Consider the following 20,671-nt stretch of genomic DNA (forward strand, 5'->3'; position numbering starts at 1 on the left):
ACCCGAACCGACCGAACCCGCCAGCCCTGCACAACAATGCGGGTCGATGACAAACTTGGCTGCCGCACCCGGTAAACGGGGGGTTTTCGGGGGGCGGTTCAAATCTCCATCGAAGAAAGTCAAAGCCCTGACCGCGTTTCCGCAGGTCAGGGCTTTTTCTTTGTCGGGACGGCCGGATTCGAACCGACGACCCCTTGACCCCCAGTCAAGTGCGCTACCAAGCTGCGCCACGTCCCGATGCCACCGCCGAGCGTAGCCCGCGACAGCCGGTACAGCTTAGCGCAGCTACTCCCTCCCGCCGCACAGCCCCCACCCATGTCACCACCCCTCCAGCGTCCTAGGAGGATTGGTGGAGGGGTGGGGCTTGAGTCGCGGTGGGAACGGGTCAGCCGTGGGCCTTGCCGCGACCGCCGGGACCGAGCTTCTTGCGGGGGCGTACCGAAATCTCGATCGGGCTGCCCTCGAAGCCGAACTCCTCGCGCAGCTTGCGCTCGACGAAGCGCTGGTAGCCGGCGTCCAGCGGACCGGTGGTGAAGAGTACGAAGCGTGGCGGGGCCACCCCCGCCTGGGTGGCGAACAGGATCCGGGGTGCCCGACCACCGCGCACCGGGTGCGGGGTGGCCTGGACCAGGGCGGTGAGCCACGCGTTGAGCTGCGCGGTGGGGATCCGGGTCTCCCAGCTGTCCAGCGCCCGGTGCAGGGCGGCGGCGAGCTTGTCGACCGCCCGGCCGGTCTTCGCCGACAGGTTCAACCGGATCGCCCAGGGGATGCGGCGCAGCTCCCGTTCGATCTCCTTGTCCAGGTAGTACCGGCGGTCGGCGTCGACCAGGTCCCACTTGTTGAAGGCGATCACCAACGCCCGGCCGGACTCGGTGACCATGGACAGGATCCGCTGGTCCTGCTCGCTGATCGGCTCGCTGGAGTCGAGCAGCACCACCGCCACCTCGGCCGCCTCGATCGCCGAGGCGGTGCGCAGGCTGGCGTAGTACTCGGTGCCGCTGGCCCGGCCGACCCGCTTGCGCAGCCCGGCCGTGTCCACCAGGTGCCAGGTGTCGCCGCCGATGGTGACCAGACTGTCCACCGGGTCGACGGTGGTGCCGGCGACCGCGTCGACCACCGCCCGTTCCTCGCCTGAGAAGCGGTTGAGCAGGCTGGACTTGCCGACGTTGGGCCGTCCCACGAGCGCCACCCGCCGCGGGCCCCGGGGGCGGTACTCGGCCACCTTCGGTGCCTCCGGCAGCGCCGCCAGGATGGCGTCGAGCAGGTCACCGGAGCCCCGGCCGTGCAGTGCCGACACCGGGTGCGGTTCGCCGAGGCCGAGGGACCACAGCGAGGTGGCCTCCAACTCGATGCTGGCGTTGTCGGCCTTGTTGGCCACCAGGATCACCGGCTTGGCGCTGCGGCGCAGCATCTTCACCGCCGCCTCGTCGACGTCGGTGGAGCCGACCGTCGCGTCGACCACGAAGACCACCACGTCGGCGGTGGTCACGGCGGTCTCGGCCTGGGCCGCGATCGCTGCGGCGCGATCCTTCGCGTCCGGTTCCCAGCCGCCGGTGTCCACCACGGTGAAGGCCCGCCCGGACCACTGCGCGTCGTAGGGCACCCGGTCGCGGGTCACCCCCGGCACGTCCTCGACGACCGCCTGGCGGCGGCCGATGATGCGGTTCACCAGCGTGGACTTGCCCACGTTGGGGCGGCCGACCACGGCCACCACCGGCTGCGGACCGGTCTGCTCCTCGGTGTCCAGGTCCGGCTCGCGCAGCTCTACCCAGCCGTCGTCAGTCACGCCACGCCTCGCTTCGCTCGCCGGCGGGCGACACCGTCGGTACGCACCTTCACGCCACTGACCGTTCGGCGAGTAGTGCCCGCAGCCGCGCCACGACCTCGTCGATGCCCAGCTCGGTGGTGTCCAGTACCACCGCGTCCGGCGCCTGGGCCAGCGGATCGGCCTTGCGGGTCGAGTCCAGCTGGTCACGTCGGGCCAGGTCGGCGGCGGTGGCCGTGACGTCGGAGGCGTCTTCGGCGCTGCGTCGCGCGGCACGCGCCGCCGCCGACGCGGTCAGGTACACCTTCAGGTCGGCGTCGGGCGCCACCACGGACCCGATGTCCCGTCCCTCGACCACGATCCGGCCCGCCTTGGCGATCATGTCCCGCTGGCGGGCCACCAGCAGCGTCCGGACCGCCGGCACGGCGGCCACCGCCGAGACGGCGGCGGTCACCTCGGGGCCACGGATGTCGGTCTCGACGTTCACCCCGTCGACCGTCACGCCGTACCCGGCGGGGTCGGTGCCGATGCGCAGATCCACCTCGCCGGCGACCTTCGCCACCGCCTGCGCGTCGGTCAGGTCGACGCCGGAGCGCAGCACCGCCCAGGTGATCGCCCGGTACATCGCACCCGTGTCCAGGTAACGCCCACCGAGGCTCGTCGCGAGCCGTCGGGAGACGGTGGACTTACCCGAACCGGACGGCCCGTCCACAGCGACCACGCAGCGCCCGGCCGGCACGTTTTCCTCCACCGTCGTCCTCCTCAGCCCGTACCTCACGATCAGTCGGCGACGACCGCGAGCGGTTGCAACACACGTTCCATCATGCCCGGCACCGTGGCGCGCCACCGGCGGGGCCGTGAGCGAGCCTACCCTCAGCCGTACCCGCGACCGCCGCCTCAGTCACCCACGGCCTTGAACAGGGCGGCGACCTCCGCGTTGGTAAGCCTCCGGGTACGCCCGGCGCGCAGGTCGCCGAGCCGGATCGGCCCGATGGAGGTACGCACCAGCCGGCTCACCGGGTGGCCGACCTCCGCGAGCAGTCGCCGTACGATGTGTTTGCGGCCTTCGTGCAGGGTCAGCTCGACCTGGGCGGTACGCCCCAGACTGTCCACCACCCGGAAGGCGTCGACGGTCACCGGGCCGTCCTCCAGCTCCACCCCGGCGGCCAACCGCTTGCCGAGGTTGCGCGGGATCGGGCCGGAGACTTCGCACAGGTAGGTCTTCGGCACACCGTAGGACGGGTGCATCAACCGATGTGCCAGGTTGCCGTCGTTGGTGAGCAGCAGCAGGCCCTCGCTGTCGGCGTCGAGCCGCCCGACGTGGTAGACGCGCTGTTCGACCCGGTTGCCGAGAAAGTCGGCGAGCGCGGTACGTCCCTTCTCGTCCGCCATGGTGGAGACCACCCCGCGCGGCTTGTTCATCGCCAGGTACACCAGCCGGGTGTCGGCCGCCAGCCGCTCGCCGTCGACGTGGATGACGGCCGTGGTCGGGTCGACCTTGTCGCCGAGCTGCGCCACCCGCCCGTCGACCGTCACCCGCCGCCGGAAGATCAGATCCTCGCAGGCCCGCCGGGAGCCGACACCGGCGGCGGCGAGCACCTTCTGGAGGCGTTCCGGGCCGGTGTAGACGGGTGCGTCGGGGCGGGGGGTGCGGTCATCGCGTGGCATCGGCAAGCTCTTCTACGTCGTCGGGGAGGAACGGGGCCAGGGGCGGCAGGTCGTCGAGGCTGTTCAGGCCGAGTTTCTCCAGGAACATGGTGCTCGTCCGGTACAGGTACGCCCCGCTGTCGGACTCGGTGCCGCACTCCTCGATCAGGCCGCGGGTGACCAGGGTACGGATCACGCCGTCGCAGTTGACACCGCGGATGGCGGAGATCCGCGACCGGGTCACCGGCTGCTTGTACGCCACCACCGCCAGGGTCTCCAGTGCGGCCTGGGTCAGTCGCACCGACTGCCCGTCGAGCACGAACCGCTCGACGTAGGTGGCGTATTCCGGTCTGGTGTACAGCCGCCATCCGCCCGCCGCCCGGCGCAGCTCGAACCCGTGCCCGGCGGCGGTGAACCCGGCGGCGATCTCGTCGAGCATCGGGCCGATCCGCTCGGCGGGCTGCTCCAGCACCTGGGCGAGGACCAGTTCGCTCACCGGCTCGTCGACCACCAGCAGGATCGCCTCAAGCGCGCCACGCAACTCCGCGTCGTCGAGGTCCGGCGCCGGCTCCGGCACCGGCCGGACCCGCGCCCCCGACCGCCTGCGCCCCCCACCCAGATCCCCCGAAGCATCCGCCCCCGGTGCGTCTCCCCCCGGGACATCTCCCCCCGGTGCGTCTCCCCCCAGGTCACCCTCTGCCGCACGAACCCCCGCAACCTCCTCCGTCCCCCCCTCACCCGCGCCCCGCCCCTCCAGCTCGTCAACAATTTCGATCTTGGACGGGGACCGCCCCTGGAGGGGCACCTGCGCACCAAGATCTGCGGCATCACCTACCGCGACTGACGCGGAGGCGGTGGGTGGGGCGGAATCGGTGGGTGGGGGGGAGTCGGTGGGTGGGGCGGAGTCCTTTGGTGAGGCGGGAGTGGTGGGTGGGGCGGGAGCGGGGCGCTGCCACGGCGGGATCCAGGCGGCGGCCTGGTCGGCCAGGGAGTCCGGCCGCTCTTCGTTGCTCATCCAGCTCGCTCCTCGGTCGTTCCCATCACCTCAGCCTCGCCGGCCCCAGCACCCCCGGCGTCAACAACACCACCGCCGACACCAGCACCAGCCTGGTTGAATCCAGCATCGGCAGCGTCAGCACCGCGCACACCAGTCTCGCCGAGATCGGCGGCACCAGCGGCACCAGCATCGGCGTCACCGGTGCTCTCGGCGTCACCGGTGCTCCCGGCGTCACCAGCGCCGCCAGCCGTTACCGGCCCGCCATCCGACAGGGGCTCGGAAGCCGACTCCAACGACGGCCCAGACGGCTCAGCTGGCGACCCGGAAGACGGCTGCGCGGACGGCTCGGCTGGCGTGCCGGAGTACTCGTCGATGGCCAACGCCGGGCCACCATCGGCTGGTCCCGTCCAGCGGACGGTCAACTCCTCCAACGCCTGCTCCTGGACGAAGGCCACCACACCCTGTCGGTACAACTCCAGCAGGGCGAGGAACCGGGCCACCACCTCCAGGGTCGCCTCGCAGTCGGCGCAGAGCAGCGAGAAGCTGGCGGTGCCGGCGCGACGGAGCCGTGCGGCGATGATGTCGGCGTGCTCCCGGACGCTGACCCGGACCATGTGCACGTGGGCGACGGACACCTCCGGTACCGGTTTCGGGGTCATCGCCCGTACCGCCAGCTTGAGCAGCCGTTGCGGGCCGATCCCCAGCACCAGGTCGGGCAGGGCCTCGGCGTAGCGGGCTTCGAGGGTGACGGCCCGCGGGTAGCGGCGACCGCCGACCTCCTCCAGCGCGGCGATGTGCGCCGCCGCCTCCTTGTACGCCTTGTACTGCAACAGCCGGGCGAAGAGCAGGTCCCGCGCCTCCAGCAGAGCCAGGTCCTCCGGGTCCTCGACCTCGGCGGCGGGCAGCAGCCGAGCGGCCTTCAGGTCGAGCAGGGTCGCGGCGACCAGGAGGAACTCGCTCGCCTCGTCCAGGTCCCAGTCGTCGCCCATGGCTCGGATGTAGGCGATGAACTCGTCGGTCACCTGGTGCAGGGCGACCTCGGTGACGTCGAGCTTGTGCTTGCCGATCAGCTGCAGCAGCAGGTCGAACGGGCCGGTGAAGTTCGCCAGCCGCACGGTGAACCCGGTCGCGTCCGTCGGCGCGGGTGGGTCAGCCGCCACGGGCTGCGGTGCCGCCGGGGCGGTCGGGTCGAGGGGCGGGGCGCTCACGCCGACGACGGTAGTCCACGGTCGGGACACCTCGGTTCAGCGCCTCCTACCGCTCGGCCTGCGCGGCGATCACCTCACGGGCCAGCTGACGGTAGTTGCGGGCCCCCGAGGAGGCCGGGTCGAGCGTGGTGATGGGTGAGCCGGCGACGGTGGACTCGGGGAACTTCACGGTCTTGGTGATCACGGTCTGGTAGACCTTGTCGCCGAACGCCTCCACCACCCGCTGGAGCACCTGACGGCAGTGGGTGGTGCGGCTGTCGTACATGGTGGCGAGGATGCCTTCGAGTTCCAGGTCGAAGTTGAGCCGCTCGCGGACCTTGTCGATGGTGTCCAGCAGCAGCGCCACTCCGCGCAGGCTGAAGAACTCGCACTCCAGCGGGATGAGCACGCCGTGCGCGACGGTCAATGCGTTGATCGCCAGGAGACCGAGTGACGGCTGGCAGTCGATCAGGATGTAGTCGTACTCCTTGCGGATGCTCTTGAGCACCCGGGCCAGGGCCATCTCGCGGGCGACCTCGTTGACCAGTTGGATCTCGGCGGCGGAGAGGTCGATGTTGGCCGGCAGCAGGTGCAGCCCGGCCACGTCGGTCTTGATGAGCACGTCGTCGGCGGTGACGTCGTCCTGCATGAGCAGGTTGTAGACCGACAGGTCCAGGTTGTGCGGGTTGACGCCCAGCCCGACGGAGAGGGCGCCCTGCGGGTCGAAGTCGACGAGCAGCACCTTGCGGCCGTACTCGGCCAGCGCGGCACCGAGGTTGATGGTCGTGGTGGTCTTGCCGACCCCGCCCTTCTGGTTGGCCATCGCGATGATGCGGGCCGGCCCGTGCCGGTCGGTGGGCATCGGCTCCGGGATCGGCTTGCGCATGGTGTAGGCGGCCGGGTCCGCCGGACCCAGATCCGAGCCGAGGGCGTTCTGCTGCTCGCGGAGCTCCGACGTCCAGGTCTCGGCACGGTCACCGTTGCCAGCCATGTCCTCGTTGCCCCCTCCCGGCGACCGTGCGGCATCGGAGCCGCCCGACGTCCTTCGCGGCGCCGCTGCGCACCCCGGTCCACTCGCCGCGAGGGCCGCGCCATGCCGACTGTACGCCACCGGTCAGCAGGGCGTTCGGCACCCGCTCGGCGTGTCGGCCGGCAGCACCGACCACCAGCAGGTCAGGCCGCCGACGTGCGGTCCACGGCGGAATGATCGCTGGCACCGCAGCGCCGATCACGGGCCGGTCGACGGTCAGGTCAGCGCGCGGGGGTGGGCGGTGGCGTAGACCTCGCGCAGCCGTTCGACGGTCACCAGCGTGTAGACCTGGGTGGTGGTGACCGAGGCGTGCCCGAGCAGTTCCTGCACCACCCGCACGTCGGCCCCGCCGTCGAGCAGGTGGGTGGCGTACGAGTGGCGCAACGTGTGCGGCGACACGGCCCGGGGGCCGTCGACGGTCAGCCCGGCCCGCCGTGCGGCGTGGCGCAGGATGCCCCAGGCGCCCTGCCGGGTCAGCGGCCCACCCCGGGCGTTGAGGAAGATCGCCGGGGTGCCCCGGCCGGCGGCGGCCAACCCCGGTCGGGCCCGCACCAGGTACGCACCGAGGGCCCGCAGCGCGTATCCGCCGATCGGCACCAGACGGGTCCGGCCGCCCTTGCCGCGCAGCACGGTCACTCCGTCGTCGAGATCCACATCGTCCACCGCGGCACCGACGGCCTCGGAGATCCGCGCCCCGGTGCCGTACAGGAACTCCAGCAGCGCCCGGTCGCGCAGCGCCAGCGGCGCGGTGTCCCCGGCCGCGTCGACCGGTCCGGCGGTCTCCAGCAGCGCGACGACGTCGTCGAGCGGCAGCGCCCGGGGCAGCCGTCGGGATGCGGTGGGGGGCCGCACGTCGCGGCTCGGGTCGGCGCCGGCCAGGCCCTCGCGCAGCGCGAACCGGTGCAGTCCGCGTACCGCGCTGGCGGCGCGGGCCGCCGAGGCGACCGCGAGGGGCGGGTGCCCGTCGGCACCGGCACGCAGCCGGGCCAGGTGACGTTCGATCTCCCCGGCGGAGACGGCGGACAGTTCGGTCACCCCGGCGGTGGCCAGCGAGCCGAGGTAGCGGTCCAGGTCCCGGCGGTACGACGCGAGCGTGTTCGCGGCAAGTCCACGTTCGACGGTGAGGTGGTCCAGGTAGCCGCGGACGGCACGGCGCAGGGCCGGCGCGGGCTGCTCGCCCCCACCGGCCTCGCCCGGGGTCGGTCGCTTGTCGGTCAGGCCAGCACCTCGGTCAACGGCAGGGTGGGCAGGCCGTGTGCCTCGGCGACCGGTCCGTAGACGACCCGTCCGTCGTGGGTGTTCAGGCCCAGCGCCAGCGCCGGGTCGCGGCGGGCCGCCTCGCGCCAGCCGTGGTTGGCCAGTTCGAGGGCGTACGGGAGGGTGACGTTTGTCAGCGCGTAGGTGCTGGTGTTCGGCACCGCGCCGGGCATGTTCGCCACGCAGTAGAAGATCGATTCGTGCACCCGGTAGACCGGGTCGGCGTGGGTGGTGGGCCGCGAGTCCTCGAAGCAGCCACCCTGGTCGATGGCGATGTCGACGAGCACGCTGCCCGGCTTCATCCGGGAGACCAACTCGTTGGAGATCAGTTTCGGCGCCTTCGCACCGGGCACCAGCACCGCCCCGATCACCAGGTCCGCGTCCAGCACCGCCCGCTCGATCTCGTACGCGTTGGAGGCGACGGTCTGCAGGTGCCCCCGGTAGATGGCGTCGGCCTGGCGCAACCGGCCGACGTTCTTGTCCAGCAGCAGCACCTCCGACTGCAGGCCCAGGGCGATCGCGGCGGCGTTCATGCCGGACACGCCGGCGCCGATGACCACGGTCTTGGCCGCGTACACGCCGGAGACGCCGCCGGGCAGCACCCCCCGGCCACCACCGGTACGCATCAGGTGGAACGCGCCGACCTGCGGGGCGAGCCGTCCGGCCACCTCGGACATCGGGGCGAGCAGCGGCAGCGACCGGTCCGGCAGTTCCACGGTCTCGTAGGCGATGCCGGTGATCTTCCGGTCGAGCAGCGCCTCGGTGCAGTCCCGGGAGGCGGCCAGGTGCAGGTAGGTGAAGAGCACCTGTCCCGCGCGCATCCGGTGGTACTCCTCGGCGACCGGCTCCTTGACCTTCAGCACCAGCTCGGCGGCCGCCCAGACCTCGTCGGCGCTCTCCAGGATCTTGGCACCGGCGGCGGCGAACTCCTCGTCGGTGATGCTCGACCCGAGCCCGGCGCCGGCTTCGACGAAGACCTGGTGACCGCCGCGGGTGAACTCGTTGACGCCGGCCGGCGTGATCGCCACCCGGTACTCGTGGTTCTTGACCTCGCGTGGGATGCCGACCTTCACGATGCTGACACCTCTCTTCGGGGCACGTCCACCCCGACTGCGCGGCGCCGTGGCGGCCCCATTGCCGCCCCGGTCGACCGGTCCCGCCGGCGGCAGTCTAGGCGTGACCGCAGGTCGGCGGAGCCTGCACTGTGACACCTGCTGGCCGCGCCCGTTGACGATGTGTCAGGTGTGAGCACCCGGGCCGGCGGTGGACGTCACATCGGTCGTGCGGACGGTCCTGGGCCCTATCGTCCCATCTGATGCGCACCGGCACGGACGGCGACCGCAGGATCACTATTGGGTCGCCTCATGCCGGGTACCCCCAGGGCGTCTCTGACAAGAGCAAGGTCGTCGCGGGCGTTATCGGCATCGTGCTCGGCTTCTTCGGCGCCGGCCGGTTCTACATCGGTGACGTCAAGACCGGTGTGCTGCAGCTCGTCGTGAGTGTGTGCACCGCCGGTCTCGGCAGCATCTGGGGCCTGGTCGACGGCATCCTGATCCTGGTGAACGGCGGCGTCGACGCCCAGGGCCGACCGCTGCGCGACTGACCTACGGAATCAGGCAGGGGCTGGGCGGTGGAGACCGCCCACCCCTGCACCCGTCGAACGAGCCTGACGGTCGCTCGATCGAGAGTGACCGGACGCCGCATCTCTCGCCCGGGCACCGCGCGTCCGAGGCACCGTACCCGGGTCAGCGGGGCAGCGGGGCGTCCGCCCGGCGCAGCCCCGACCAGCCGGCGTCGCGGGCGCGGGCGGCGGCGAGCAGCCCGGCCACGCACGGCCCGTTGCTGATCTCCCCGGCCAGCACCATGCCGACCGCCTCGGCCAGGTCGATCCGGACGATCTGCAGGTCGGCCTCCTCGTCGTGCCGGTCGTGTCGCTGCTCGGCCGGCACCTCGCCGAGATCCCGGGCCAGGAAGACCCGGACCAGTTCGTCGGTGAACCCGGGCGAGCTGTGCACGTCGACGAGCACGTCGAGCCGCCCGGCGGTGAGGTCGACCTCCTCGGCCAGCTCACGCGCCGCCGTCACCGCCGGGTCCTCCCCGGAGACGTCGGTCAGCCCGGCCGGCAACTCCCACAACCGCCGACCCACCGGCTGGCGGTACTGCCGGATCAACACCACCTGACCGGCGTCGTCGAGCGCCACCACCGCCACCGCGCCGACGTGGCGCACGAGGTCACGCGCCGCGGTGCCACCGCCGGGCATGGTGACCTCCTCGGTGACCACCTCGAAGATCCGGCCACGGTAGCGCAGCTCCCGCGAGCGCACCTCGTAGCGGTGCTCGACGGCGCTCATCGGCCCACCACCGGGTCACCCGCTCCGGCCTCGGCCCACATCGCCCCTTCGATCCCCTCGGACGGTCCGCTCACGAGGCCGATGCCGCCTTCTCCGCGACGCCGTTGCGGGTGGCCCGCTCGGCGGTGGTCCCGTCCAGATCGACCGGGAGCTGGTCGGCGTGCGAGTACGTCACCGCGGCGTGGACGAAGGCGGCGAACAGCGGGTGCGGCCGGGTGGGGCGGCTCTTGAGTTCCGGATGCGCCTGGGTGGCCACGAAGAACGGGTGCAGATCCCGGTCCAGCTCGACGAACTCGACCAGCCGACCGTCCGGCGAGGTGCCCGAGATGTGCAGCCCGGCCTTGACGAGCTGGTCGCGGTAGGCGTTGTTCACCTCGTACCGGTGCCGGTGCCGCTCGCTGACCTCGGTGGTGCCGTACGCCTCGGCGACGATCGACCCCTCGGTGAGCGTCGCCGGGTACGCGCCCAGCCGCATGGTGCCGCCCAGGTCGCCCTTGCCGGCGACGATGTCCTGCTGCTCGGCCATGGTGGCGATGACCGGGTGCACCGCCTCGGCGTCGAACTCCAGGGAGTTGGCGCCGTCCAGCCCGGCCAGGTGCCGGGCCACCTCGATGGTCATGCACTGCAGACCCAGGCAGAGCCCGAGCAGCGGGATGCCGTTCTCCCGGGCGTACCGGGCGGTGCCGATCTTGCCTTCGATGCCCCGGACACCGAACCCGCCGGGAATGACGATGCCGTCGACGCCGGCCAGGGCCGCCGCCGCACCGGTCGGGGTGACGCACTCGTCGCTGGGCACCCAGCGCAGCTGCACCCGGGCCCGGTGGCCGAAGCCGGCCGCCCGGATCGCCTCGCTCACCGACAGGTACGCGTCGGGCAGGTCGACGTACTTGCCGACCAGCGCGACGGTGATGGTGTGCCGGGGCTGGTGCACCCGCTCCAGCAGGTCGTCCCAGCCTTCCCAGTCCACGTCCCGGAAGGAGAGGTTCAGCCGGCGCACCACGTACGCGTCGAGCCCCTCCCGGTGCAGCACCTTCGGAATGTCGTAGATGCTCGGCGCGTCCGGCGCGGCGATCACCGCCTCGGCGTCGACGTCGCAGTAGAGGGAGAGCTTGTGCTGGAGCTTCTCCGGAATGTCCCGGTCGGACCGGCAGACGATGGCGTCGGGCTGGATACCGATGCTGCGCAGCTGGGCCACCGAGTGCTGGGTGGGCTTCGTCTTCAGCTCGCCGGAGGGGGCGAGGTAGGGCACCAGCGAGACGTGCAGGTAGAAGCAGTTGTCCCGGCCCAGGTCGTGGCGCACCTGGCGGATCGCCTCCAGGAACGGCAGCGACTCGATGTCACCGACCGTGCCGCCGACCTCGGTGATCACCACGTCCGGGGTACGGCCGTCGTCGTCCGGGTCGGCCATGGCCAGGATCCGGGACTTGATCTCGTTGGTGATGTGCGGGATCACCTGGACCGTGTCGCCCAGGTACTCCCCGCGCCGCTCCTTGGCGATCACCTCGGAGTAGATCTGACCGGTGGTGACGTTGGCCTTGCCGGACAGCGCCCGGTCCAGGAAACGCTCGTAGTGGCCGACGTCGAGATCCGTCTCGGCACCGTCCTCGGTCACGAAGACCTCACCGTGCTGGAACGGGTTCATCGTGCCCGGGTCGACGTTGAGGTACGGGTCGAGCTTCTGCATCACCACACGCAGTCCGCGCGCGGTCAGCAGGTTGCCGAGGCTGGAGGCGGTGAGCCCCTTACCCAGCGAGGAGGCGACGCCTCCGGTGACGAATATGTGCCTGGTCGTCCGTGCTGAAGGGGCCAAGGCCTGCTCCCGTGTCGTCCGTCGCGGTCGTGCAGACCGCCGAGCCGATCAGCGAAGTGATCACGCGATCCACGGGATTCCACGGTAACACCTCCCCGACGGCCCTCCGGTGGCGCACCCGGGTACCGCCGCCGAGTCACCCGGTCGCGACCTCGGCCGACGACCGCGCACCCGGACCGCCACCGTCCGGCACATCGCCGTCCGGAACATCGCCGTCCGGGTCGGCGTCGCCCGGGCCGCCACCGCTCGGGCCCGGATCGCGCGGGCCCGGATCGCGCGGGCCGCCACCGGACGGCCCGCCGTCCGCGGGACGGTCCAGGCCCGGCCTGGTCCGGTCCGCCGCGTGGTCCAGCACCCGCAGTGCCGACAGCGCCGCCATCGGCACCACCACGGCCGCCGCGGCCCCCGCCACGTCCAGCGCCGCGGCACCCAGCAGACCGCCGATCACCGCCGCCACCGCGGTGCCCGCCATCGCCGCCCGGATCGCCGGGTAGATGCCGAACAGCCGCATGAGCCCGCCCCACGGTTGCAGCAGCGCGAACCAGACCAGCAGCGCGCCCGCCAGCGCCAGCACCGTGAGCGGGCTGTTGACGAGCGTCTCGAAGCTGGCGGCGCTGGACCGCTGCACGGTCAGCCCGCCGGTGCCGTCGCCGAGCGCGGCCAGGAACCGGCCGAGGCTGCCCCGCTCCGCCGGGGCCCGCCCGAGATCCACCACCGCGAACCCGACCGTCAGGGCCAGCCCGGCCATGGTCGCCCAGGCGAGTCGGGTCAGCGTCAGCCAGCCACCCGCGCTGATCGCCGCCGCCACGCTCACGCCGGCGGTCAGGGCGATCGCGCCGATCGAGTCGGCGCCCAGGTACGGGCTGCCGACGATCACCACGGCGGCCCCGCCCACGATCACCATGACGGTCGGCCGCCAGCCACGACGTACCCGCTGCGCGAGCCAGCCGGCGCTGAGCAGGACAGCGGCGACGAACACGCCGAGTCCGACGGTGCCCAGGCCGGCGTAGCGGCCGCCCTCCAACGCGGAGTAGCCCACCACCCCGTTGAGCTGCAACCGGGCACCGGTGACCACGTCCAGGCCGACGGCCAACGTGGTCAACCCGGCCACCGCGCCGAGCGGGCCCAGGGTGCTGCGGTAGCCGGGAGCGAGCCGTACCAGCAGCGTCGTGGCGGCCAGCAGCACGGCGGTCAGCCCGGCGAACGAGGCCGCCGGATGCGCGAAGCGCCACCACGGAGCGGCCTCGGCGACCAGCGCCGCCGGTATCGCGAGCGCGGCCGCGACCAACAGCACCTCCACCGTCGCCACCACCGGGCGCGGCACCAGTTTCGGCCCGTACGGACCGGCGTGCCGGCGAGCCCGGCGCAGCAGCGGCAGCACCGCCACCGCGAGCGCCACCTGCACCACCGCCAGCACGACGAAGAACCCGCCGGCCACCTCCCGCTGGGCGGCGGCCTCCCGGTCCGCGTCCGCCGGCTCGGAGATCGCGGCGGACAGGTCGGCGGGCCGGTCGCCGACCGACTCGGCGGGCCGGCCGAGGAAGGGCCGGTCCGGCATCGGGCGGCCCAGGGCGGCCAGCGCCGTCGGGGCCAGGTCGATCAGTTGTAGATAGCCGCGCCGGTCCGTACTGGGCGAGGTCAGCCAGCCCTCCTCCCAGCCGGGCCCGTGGGCGACCGCCACGTGCAGCCGGGACGGCTGCGCGGTGTCGGAGACCCCGGCGACGATCACCAGTGAACGCGGCGGTCGACCGGCCAGCACCCGGGCCAGTTCGGCGTCGGCGGATTCGGCCGCCGCCGCCCGCACCGCCGGATCCTCACCCTCCACCGTGCCGAGGTCGACGATGCTGAGCACACAGGAACCGAGCAGCCCGGCCGGTTCCTCGGGCAGCGTCGGCGCGTACCGGTCGACCCGGCCGAACGGTCGGGCGGCGGCCACCGCCGCGCCCGGTCCGACCGCCACCGAACACCGCACCGACTCCGACAGCGCACCGGGCACCGTGCCCCACGGCAGCCGCTCCTGGTTGTGCAGGACGACGCTCTCCTGGTCCGGCAGGTTCGCACCGATGCCGTCCGGCTGGTCCACCGTCACGTCGACGGGCGGGCACTGCCCGTCCCCGCTCCGGTTGCCGGGCCAGGCGGCGAAGCTGCCCGCGCCGAGAGTCAGCCAGCCGTCCACCGGGCAGGTGGGCCGGTGCGCCGAACGCACCGACAGCGACCCGATCGAGCCTTCCCGGGCCAGCCGCCACAGCGTCGGCGTACGCTCCGCGTCCACGTCGTCCCACCGCAGCCCGGCCACCCCGACGAGGACCACGTAGTCGGCGCTCGGTCGCGACGGTGGACCCTGCGGACGGGCGGCCAGCGCGGTGACCCCGAGCGCCACCACCAGCACGGTGAGCAGGATCGGCGCGATACGACGCAGCATCACCGGCGTCCCGTCGACGGTGTGTCGGCGCCCGGCGTGGCCGGCCCGGCCGGGCCGGGCGCCAGCTCGGCGTAGAGCGCCAGCAGTTGGGCGAGGGTCTGTGTCTCGGTCGGCCAGGTCGACGCCCGCGCCGCGCCCCGCCGCGCCAGCTCGGCCCGGCCCGCCTCGTCGTCGAGCAGGCCCCGCACCGCCGCGTCGACCGCGTCCACATCACCCGGTGACACCAGCACCGCCGCGTCGTCGACCAGCTCCGGCAGCCCACCCACCGCGGTCGCCACCAGCGGTACGCCGGCCCGCAGCGCCTCCTGCGCGAACAGTTGACGGGCCTCCCAGTCGCTGGTGACCACCGCGAGGTCGGCGGCGGTGAGCAGATCAGCCACGTCGGTGCGGTGCCCCAGCAGGGTGACCGGCGCCCGGGCAGCGCTGATCCTGGCAGCCAGCGGCAGGTAGGCCGGTCCGCTGCCGGCGATCACGACCACCGGCGGCGGGGTGCGCTCCCGCCAGCGAGCGGCGGCGTCCACCAGCACGTCGTACCGCTTCTGCGGATGCAGCCGGCCCACCGACAGGATCAACGGCTGGTCGGCGGCGACGGCGAACTCGGCCCGCACGGCGGCCCGGCGGCGACGCGGCGCGGGCAGTTCCGGAGCGGCGACCGGGGCGAGTCGGGCATCCCCCGCACCCAACGCGACGGCCCGCGCCACCAGGTCGGCGGAGGCACCGAGGGTCACCCGGGCGCCCCGCGCCACGATCCGCTCCACCAGCCGGGACACGGCACCGCGTACGCCGCCGGCCAGCACCGCGTTGTGCCAGGTGACCACGAGCGGGACCGCCGGCCGGGCCAGCACCGCCACCAGCCCGGCGCGCAGCCCGTGCGCGTGCACCACGTCGGCCTGTTCGGCAGCGAGCAGCCGGCGCAGCGCACCGACCGCGCGGGCGTCGGCCGGCGTGGGACTCGCCGGGATCTCCACCGGCCGAAACCGGGCACCGGCGGCCACGAAGTCGAACTGTTCCTGGGTCGCTGCCGGCCCGCAGACCAACACCGGCCGCCCGGCCGCAACCAGCCCCCGCGCCACCGACCGGACGTGCTGGCCGACGCCGCCGGTGCTGGACGCCAACAGCAGCACCACCGTCCCCGGCCGGCCCGCGACGGCCGCCGACCCGTTCGGCGCACTCACCGGGCCGACCCTTCGTTCGCGACTGCGGGGCTCGCAAGCTCACTCCTCGCGCTCACCGTGCTGGCCTTCCGTTCGCGACTGCGGGGCTCGCAAGCTCACTCCTCGCGCTCACCGTGCTGGCCTTCCGTTCGCGACTGCGGGGCTCGCAAGCTCACTCCTCGCGCTCACCGGGACGCCTCCTCCTTCCGGTCACCTGGCCGGGCCCGGCGCAGGCGTCGACCCAGGCCGGTCAGCAGTGGCCGCAGGTCCTGCCGGTCGACCAGCCACACCACGGCGAGGAACACGACAGCCACCAGGACTCCGGACAGCATGCCCTGCATCAGTGCCGTCCACCGCGCCGGGGGGTCGTCCCCGGCGCCCAGCAGCCGCAGCATCCCCACCGCCGCGACGGCGGCCACACCGCCGGCCAGCAGACCGGCACCGCCGGCCCGTCCGGCACCGGCGAGTGCCTCCCGTCCGGCCGACCGGGCGACCGCGACCAGCAGCAGCGCGCCGAGCAGCAGCATTCCCGCCGAGTTGGCCAACGCCACCGCCAACACCCGGTCGGCCACCGGGAGCAGCGCCGACAGCGGAAGCAGCACCAGCGGCACCGTCAGCCAGCCGGCGGAGATGGTGACGGTCGCCGCCCGCGTCGCACCTCGGGCGTACAAGGCGCGCGACAACACCGCGAACAGGCCGTACCCGAGCAGCCCGGGCGCGTAACCGGCGATCGCGGCGGCGGTCGCGTCGCTGTCGAGCGGGAAGAACCGGCCGATCGGGCCGGCCGCGCCGACGAGTCCCGCGGCACCGAGGAAGCTGCACAGCAGCACCCCGCGCAGCGTCGCCGACAGCACGTTCCGGTAGGTCCGCTCGTCCGTGCCCGCCGCCGTGGCCAGGGCCGGGTACGCGGCGGTGGCCAGCGGCACCGCCAGCACCGCCCAGGGCAGCAGGTAGAACGTCTGCGCCAGGTTGAACACCTGGAACGCCTCGGTCCGACCGCTGGAGAGCCGATAGAGGATCACCGCCAGCGCGACCTGCTGGGCGGTGACCGTCACCACGCCGGCCACCGCCAGCCCGCGCACCCGGACCCGGGCGTCGGGAGGCAACGTGTACCCGGGGCGCAGCGGCAGCCGCAGCCGACGCAGCGGGATCAGCAGCGACAGTGACAGCACCACCACGCCGAGGGTGGTGCCCACCGACAGGATCAACTCGCCGCCGCGGCCCGCCTGCGCCACGCTGGCCCCGGTACCGGCGACCCCGGCGAAGACCAGGTAGACCACGACCACCGTGAGGCTGGACAACAGCGGGGCGATCACCGGCCAGGCGAACCGCCGGTGCGCCTGGAGCACGCCGGTGAGCACGATGCCGACGCCGTACAGCGGCAGTTGCGGCGCGAAGACCCGCAGCATCCGGACGGCGGCCGCCAGCTCCTCCGGTGACCGGCTGTCACCGAGCGCGCTGATGATCGGCCCGGCGCCCAGAGCCACCAGCGCGGCGAGCGGCACGAGCAGCGTCACCGTCCAGGTGAGCAGGGCACCGGTGGTGGCCGCGACCGCCGACCGGTCCCCCGCCGCGACCGCTCCGGCGAGCAGCGGTACGACCAGGCTGGCCAACGCCCCACCCGCGACGATCTCGAAGATGATGTTCGGAATGGTGTTCGCGAGCAGGTACATCGCGCCCAGGTCGCTGTCCTGCACCACCCAGGTGAACACGGCGGTACGACCGAACCCGGCGAGCCTGCTGAGCACGGTGAGTGCGGCGATGAGGGCCGCCGCTCCGGCCACCCGGCCGGCGCCGACGAGGGGGGCCGGTCTGGTCACGTCAGTCGGCGCGTCGGCCCAGCGCGTCGAGCTCACGCAGCCCCGGCGTGCTCGCGATGACCTTCGTGAAGCTCACCTTCTCGCTGGCGGCGGTGAGCCCGGCGAGGACGGCCAGCAGCCCGGCCCGGCCGACCGGGCCGGTACGGGCGGCAAGCGCCACCCCGAGCACCGCACCGAGGGCGTTCGCGCCGCTGTCGCCGAGCATCACGTCCTCGGCGAGGTCGGCCGGGAGCAGCCCGGCGGCGGCACCGGCCGCGCCCGAGGCGATCCCGCCGTGGCGGCCACCGCTCAGCGGCGCACCGAGCAGCAGACCCGACTTCAGTGCCCGTCCCGGGCGCAGGTCGAGCAGGTTGACCAGGTTCGCCGTGCCGGCCACCACTCCGGCGCCGAACAGCACGTCGAGGCCCCGCCCCAGCGGGCCCTGTCGACGCCGACGAGGATGCCCGGCCACGTCGCGGTCGGCGGCGAGCAGGATCGCCGCTCCCAGACCGGCCGCACCCACTCCGACGATCTTGACAAGGCCGGCGGTGACCCGGCCCTGCCGCAACGCGGCCAGGTGACCGGCGAAACCCTTGGCCGTCTTCTGCTCCGGGCGGGCACCGACGATGTCGTCGTAGAGGCCCACCGCACCGGCGCCGAGCCCGGCCACCAGGGTCGCCGCCCCGGCCGGCACGCTCGCCGCCCCGCCGGCCGCGGCGCCCGAGGCTCCCAGGGCGAGGGCCGGGCCGGCGGCCAGGGTCACGGTGCGTCCCCGGAAGTTGGTCCGTTCCAGAGCCGGCGCGCGCGGCGCGGCGCGGATCACGCGAAGCGCGCACCGGGCGGCGATCGCCCCGGCCCCGGCCACCAGCAGTCGACCGAAGACCGTCACGTCGCCGTCCCGCTCACTCACGCCATCCCCTCCCGCCGACCGGCGGAGATCGTCGGATCGGGCACCGGGTGCCCCATCAGGTCACTGAACCCCTCGTCAACCCGAACCGCTCGGCGCGATCGCACCTCCTGCGGCCCGGCCGACGGGTCGGCCGGCGCGGCGGATGAGAAGGGTTCACTGGGGCAGTTTAGGCACCAACGAGGCGGCACTGTCACCGACGCCGAAGTGACCGGCCTTACGCTCGGCGAGCTGCTGCACGAGCGCCAGGGTGGTGACCAGCTGACCTTGGACGGTGTTGGCGTTGTCGATGGTGGAGATGGTCTGGGCGAGCACTGCGTCGCCCCGGACGAAGGCCACCAGGTTGCCGCCGGCCGAGCCGTTGCCGGCCACCACGATCGCCCCGGTCCGGTCGAACTGCTCCGCGATCTTCACCACGGACTCGTCCTTCTTGGCGGAGTCCTTGTCCACGTACGGCTGCCCACTGACCACCACGACGGCCTCGGCCGGCGCGGTGATCCGGTCCGAGGTGGTCAGGTAGTTGGCGTTGCCGTACGCGGCCAGCACCGCCCGCCGGTCGGCCTCGGTGACCGGCTCGGCGCCGGCGGGCTGGTCCAGCAGCACCGTGGCCAGCAGGGCGCTGGAGGTCTCGACGCCGTGTCCGTTGCCGGGCAGCCCCTCGGTCGGCGCGTCGGTCGGTCGGGCCGCGGTGACCGCCAGTTCGAGCAGGTCGTTGTTGTTCTCCGGGTTGATGAACTTGTCCTGCAGGTCGATCCGCCCGGTGACGTCGGCGCCGGCCAGCTGGAGCATGTTGAGCACCCCCTCGGTGTGCTCGCGACCGGTGGGCAGGCTGAGCACCAGCACCCGCTTGCCGCTGAGCGTGCCCGGCAGCATCACCTGGGCCATCTCGGCGGCGAAGTCCTCCTCCAGCTCCAGTTCCCGCTGCATGTTCTGGACCGCCTGGCGCTGGTGCTGGTTGTCCTTACGCAGTTCGTTGACGGTCTCCCGGAGCGAGTCCGCGACCGGACCGTTGAGCGCGGCGGTACCGACCACCAGGCCGATCGCCAGGGCGAGGAAGACCGCGGTCAGGGAAACCACGTGGTACCGGAAGTTGATCACGCTTGAAGCCTCTTGATCGGTCGGGAGCTAGAAGAGCTGGCCGAGCTGGAACACGAAATTGTCCCACCACTCGGAGACCACGCCCAGGTACGCCTTGCCGACGGTGGAGACGGCCACCGCCGACGCCATGGCGGCCAGCGCCGACAGGACCAGCAGCAGCAGGGACGACCCCGAGATGCTCTGCCGGTACAGCCGGCTGACGCCCTTGGCGTCGACCAGCTTGCCACCGACCTTGAGCCGGGTGAGGAACGTCGACGCCATGCCGCCGCGCCCCTTGTCGAGAAACTCGACGAGCGTGGCATGGGTACCCACCGCGACGATCAGCGAGGCGCCCTTCTCGTCGGCCAACAGCATGGCGAGATCCTCGCTGGTGGCGGCGGCGGGGAAGGTCACCGCCGGCACGCCGAGGCCGTTGACGCGGGGCAGCCCCGGCGCCCGCCCGTCCGGGTACGCATGCACGATCACCTCGGCGCCGCAGCGCAGCACGTCGTCGGTGACCGAATCCATGTCGCCGATGATCATATCGGGGGTGTAGCCCGCCTCGACCAGGGCGTCGGCGCCCCCGTCGACGCCGATCAGCACCGGCTTGAACTCCCGGATGTACGGGCGCAGCACGTCCAGGTCGGCCTTGTAGTCGTAGCCCCGGACCACGATCAGACAGTGCCGGCCCTGCACCTCGGTGGCGATCTCGGGCACTCCGACACCGTCGAGCAGCAGGTCGCGTTCCTGCTTGAGGTAGTCCATCGTGTTGGCGGCGAACGCCTCCAACTGCACCGAAAGGCCCTCCCGGGCGTCGGTCATCGCCTTGGCGACGCTCTCGGCGTCCTGGAGGCTGCCGTGTGCCACCGGATCGTCGTCCAGGTAGACGGTGTTGCCCTCGATGCGCACCGTGTCGCCCTCACGGATCCGCTCGAAGACGCCCTCGCCGAGGTCGTCGAGCAGCGGGATGCCCGCCGCGATCAGCACCTCCGGCCCGAGGTTGGGGTAACGGCCGGAGACCGACGGCTTGGCGTTGAGCACCGCACCGACGCCGACGGCGACGAGCGAGTCGGCGGCGACCCGGTCCAGGTCGACGTGGTCGATGACCGCGATGTCGCCGGGGCGGAGCCGGCCGACCAGCCGTTTCGTCCGGCGGTCCAGGCGCGCGGTGCCGAGGATCTGTCCCGGTTCCGCGTTCCGGGCCCGGCGCAACGTGGGTAGACGCATCGTGACCATCCTGGCATGTGAGGCAGGCGAATCTGTCGCGA

General features: G+C 72.8%; 17 protein-coding genes and 1 tRNA gene. 1 reads left to right on the forward strand and 17 read right to left on the reverse strand.

Translation table 11 applies throughout. From position 1 onward, the window contains the following. Positions 1-163: 163 nt before the first annotated feature. The 9 genes from KBX00_RS10395 to ald all read right to left on the reverse strand — a co-directional run bounded on the left by KBX00_RS10395 (position 164) and on the right by ald (position 8,956). A tRNA-Pro gene (locus tag KBX00_RS10395) sits at positions 164-237 on the reverse strand. Between the two features lie 148 nt (positions 238-385). Beyond that, positions 386-1,786, reverse strand: a complete 1,401-nt coding sequence (der, locus tag KBX00_RS10400; protein WP_374225277.1) for a ribosome biogenesis GTPase Der — start codon at positions 1,784-1,786, stop codon at positions 386-388. Between the two features lie 49 nt (positions 1,787-1,835). Further along, positions 1,836-2,516, reverse strand: a complete 681-nt coding sequence (cmk, locus tag KBX00_RS10405; RefSeq protein WP_210825659.1) for a (d)CMP kinase — start codon at positions 2,514-2,516, stop codon at positions 1,836-1,838. A 146-nt stretch (positions 2,517-2,662) separates the two neighbouring features. Continuing rightward, complete coding sequence (locus tag KBX00_RS10410) at positions 2,663-3,433, reverse strand: pseudouridine synthase (protein WP_093409729.1); 771 nt, start codon at positions 3,431-3,433, stop codon at positions 2,663-2,665. Continuing rightward, complete coding sequence (gene scpB / locus KBX00_RS10415) at positions 3,420-4,427, reverse strand: SMC-Scp complex subunit ScpB (protein ID WP_210825661.1); 1,008 nt, start codon at positions 4,425-4,427, stop codon at positions 3,420-3,422. The genes KBX00_RS10410 and scpB overlap by 14 nt, the downstream gene beginning before the upstream one ends. Next, entirely contained in the window at positions 4,424-5,617 is a 1,194-nt protein-coding gene (locus KBX00_RS10420; RefSeq protein ID WP_374225278.1) for a ScpA family protein, read from the reverse strand. Before KBX00_RS10420 ends, scpB begins: the two co-directional genes overlap by 4 nt. A 46-nt stretch (positions 5,618-5,663) precedes the next feature. Next, positions 5,664-6,587, reverse strand: coding sequence for a ParA family protein (locus KBX00_RS10425; protein ID WP_164450082.1), 924 nt, complete (start codon positions 6,585-6,587; stop codon positions 5,664-5,666). 255 nt (positions 6,588-6,842) lie between these two features. Next, the gene (locus KBX00_RS10430) at positions 6,843-7,844 is read right to left on the reverse strand and encodes a site-specific tyrosine recombinase XerD (protein ID WP_210825749.1); all 1,002 of its coding nucleotides are present in this window, start codon (positions 7,842-7,844) and stop codon (positions 6,843-6,845) included. After that, positions 7,841-8,956 carry an alanine dehydrogenase gene (gene ald, locus KBX00_RS10435; RefSeq protein WP_210825663.1) on the reverse strand — a complete coding sequence of 372 codons (1,116 nt, stop codon included), beginning with the start codon at positions 8,954-8,956 and terminating at the stop codon, positions 7,841-7,843. Before ald ends, KBX00_RS10430 begins: the two co-directional genes overlap by 4 nt. A gap of 242 nt (positions 8,957-9,198) precedes the next feature. Between ald and KBX00_RS10440 the strand changes: the two genes are divergently transcribed. Next, positions 9,199-9,486 (forward strand): TM2 domain-containing protein, encoded by a 288-nt coding sequence (locus tag KBX00_RS10440; RefSeq protein ID WP_210825665.1) that lies wholly within the window; start codon positions 9,199-9,201, stop codon positions 9,484-9,486. Positions 9,487-9,628: 142 nt separating this feature from the next. Here KBX00_RS10440 and KBX00_RS10445 read toward each other — a convergent pair whose 3' ends face one another. From KBX00_RS10445 to steA, 8 genes are all read right to left on the reverse strand, one after another. After that, complete coding sequence (locus tag KBX00_RS10445) at positions 9,629-10,234, reverse strand: NUDIX hydrolase (RefSeq protein WP_210825667.1); 606 nt, start codon at positions 10,232-10,234, stop codon at positions 9,629-9,631. 70 nt (positions 10,235-10,304) lie between these two features. Further along, positions 10,305-12,044 carry a CTP synthase gene (locus tag KBX00_RS10450; RefSeq protein WP_210825669.1) on the reverse strand — a complete coding sequence of 580 codons (1,740 nt, stop codon included), beginning with the start codon at positions 12,042-12,044 and terminating at the stop codon, positions 10,305-10,307. Between the two features lie 136 nt (positions 12,045-12,180). Further along, on the reverse strand, positions 12,181-14,466 hold the full coding sequence (locus KBX00_RS10455; protein WP_210825751.1) for a hypothetical protein: 2,286 nt from the start codon (positions 14,464-14,466) through the stop codon (positions 12,181-12,183). Then, positions 14,466-15,641, reverse strand: a complete 1,176-nt coding sequence (locus KBX00_RS10460) for a glycosyltransferase family 4 protein (protein WP_210825671.1) — start codon at positions 15,639-15,641, stop codon at positions 14,466-14,468. The genes KBX00_RS10455 and KBX00_RS10460 overlap by 1 nt, the downstream gene beginning before the upstream one ends. Before the next feature lie 164 nt (positions 15,642-15,805). Next, complete coding sequence (gene murJ / locus KBX00_RS10465) at positions 15,806-17,440, reverse strand: murein biosynthesis integral membrane protein MurJ (RefSeq protein WP_210825673.1); 1,635 nt, start codon at positions 17,438-17,440, stop codon at positions 15,806-15,808. A 1-nt stretch (position 17,441) separates the two neighbouring features. Beyond that, on the reverse strand, positions 17,442-18,308 hold the full coding sequence (locus KBX00_RS10470; RefSeq protein WP_210825753.1) for a hypothetical protein: 867 nt from the start codon (positions 18,306-18,308) through the stop codon (positions 17,442-17,444). Positions 18,309-18,482: 174 nt separating this feature from the next. Next, positions 18,483-19,424: a copper transporter gene (locus KBX00_RS10475; RefSeq protein WP_210825676.1), complete on the reverse strand. Its 942-nt coding sequence runs from the start codon at positions 19,422-19,424 to the stop codon at positions 18,483-18,485. A 27-nt stretch (positions 19,425-19,451) separates the two neighbouring features. Further along, positions 19,452-20,630 (reverse strand): putative cytokinetic ring protein SteA, encoded by a 1,179-nt coding sequence (steA, locus tag KBX00_RS10480; RefSeq protein WP_210825678.1) that lies wholly within the window; start codon positions 20,628-20,630, stop codon positions 19,452-19,454. Between the last annotated feature and the right edge of the window lie 41 nt (positions 20,631-20,671).

Source organism: Micromonospora sp. C95, from assembly GCF_018070465.1.
Lineage (GTDB): Bacteria > Actinomycetota > Actinomycetes > Mycobacteriales > Micromonosporaceae > Micromonospora.

Excerpts from the sequence above, each read along its gene's own strand:
- KBX00_RS10410 (WP_093409729.1), bottom strand. The coding sequence starts at position 3,433 with ATGCCACGCGATGACCGCACCCCCCGCCCCGACGCACCCGTCTACACC.
- scpB (WP_210825661.1), bottom strand. The coding sequence starts at position 4,427 with ATGAGCAACGAAGAGCGGCCGGACTCCCTGGCCGACCAGGCCGCCGCC.
- KBX00_RS10425 (WP_164450082.1), bottom strand. The coding sequence starts at position 6,587 with ATGGCTGGCAACGGTGACCGTGCCGAGACCTGGACGTCGGAGCTCCGC.
- KBX00_RS10440 (WP_210825665.1), top strand. The coding sequence starts at position 9,199 with ATGCGCACCGGCACGGACGGCGACCGCAGGATCACTATTGGGTCGCCT.
- KBX00_RS10445 (WP_210825667.1), bottom strand. The coding sequence starts at position 10,234 with ATGAGCGCCGTCGAGCACCGCTACGAGGTGCGCTCGCGGGAGCTGCGC.
- KBX00_RS10455 (WP_210825751.1), bottom strand. The coding sequence starts at position 14,466 with ATGCTGCGTCGTATCGCGCCGATCCTGCTCACCGTGCTGGTGGTGGCG.
- steA (WP_210825678.1), bottom strand. The coding sequence starts at position 20,630 with ATGCGTCTACCCACGTTGCGCCGGGCCCGGAACGCGGAACCGGGACAG.